This is a genomic window from Mesorhizobium sp. M0833 (genome assembly GCF_040319905.1).
Classification (GTDB): Bacteria; Pseudomonadota; Alphaproteobacteria; order Rhizobiales; family Rhizobiaceae; genus Mesorhizobium.
In genome coordinates, this window is the sequence record NZ_JAMYOQ010000094.1 from 1 (window position 1) to 944 (window position 944).

General features: G+C 63.8%; 1 protein-coding gene. It reads right to left on the minus strand.

Going from position 1 to position 944, the window contains the following annotated elements:
- The coding region (locus tag NKH98_RS32930) for an IS5 family transposase (RefSeq protein WP_352904320.1) at positions 1 to 911 on the minus strand (911 nt) is incomplete at its 3' end.
- Positions 912 to 944 lie beyond the last annotated feature (33 nt).

A 944-nucleotide genomic window follows, 5' to 3' on the forward strand; every position in this document is an offset into this window, starting at 1 on the left:
GTGGTGCGGCGATCGATCGCCGAACGACGGCCGTTCGTGTTCTGCGCTACGTGGGGTGTCACCTTCATCGAGCGCAACTCGTTGACGAAGTCCTCTGCGTCATAGGCCTTGTCGGCACCGAGCGTGATCGCCCGCGGCCGGTCGGCACGAGGTTCGATCATGTGCAGGGCCGCCACCCGCTCGGCATGTCCGTCGGCCAGCGTCAGACAGGCTTCCACCAGCAGGCCGTGGCGGTTCTCCATCAACCCATGTCCCATGAAGCACAACCTGGCCTCCTTGCCCCGCCCTTTGCGGTAGAGCCTGGCGTCGGGGTCGGTAGTCGAGGTGTGCGTCTCGTTCGATCGCCTCTCGCCGTGGAAGTCCGCTTCCGCATTGCGTCCGCCGCCGTCTGCCGGCGGTTCGCCATGACCGCCGCTTGGGCCGCCCTTTGGCTTGACGCTCTTCATCGAAGCCCAGGCCTCGATCAGCGTGCCGTCGACCGAGAAGTGATCCGTGGACAGGAGCTTCTTGACTTTGGGTTGCGCCAGCACGGCCGCCAGGAACTTCGCCGCGATATCGCCCTCCAGCAGCCGGTCACGGTTTTTGGAGAACACCGAATGGTCCCAGGCTGCGTCGTCGACGCCGATGCCGACGAACCAGCGGAACAGGAGGTCGTATTCCAACCGTTCCATCAAAAGCCGCTCCGAGCGGATCGAATAGAACGCCTGCAAAAGCATCGCCCGCAGCAGCTTCTCCGGCGGGATAGATGGCCGTCCGATCGGCGAATATAGCGCCGCGAACTCACGCTCCAGCCTCGACAGGGCTTCAGTCACGATCGTCCTGATCGCCCGCAATGGATGATTGCGCCGAACCCGGACCTCAAGGTCCACGTAGCTGAAAAGTTCGCCAGTTCGATCGTCGCCGCCGCGCACTCGTCACCTCCGAATCCCTTCGGAGCCAGTGAA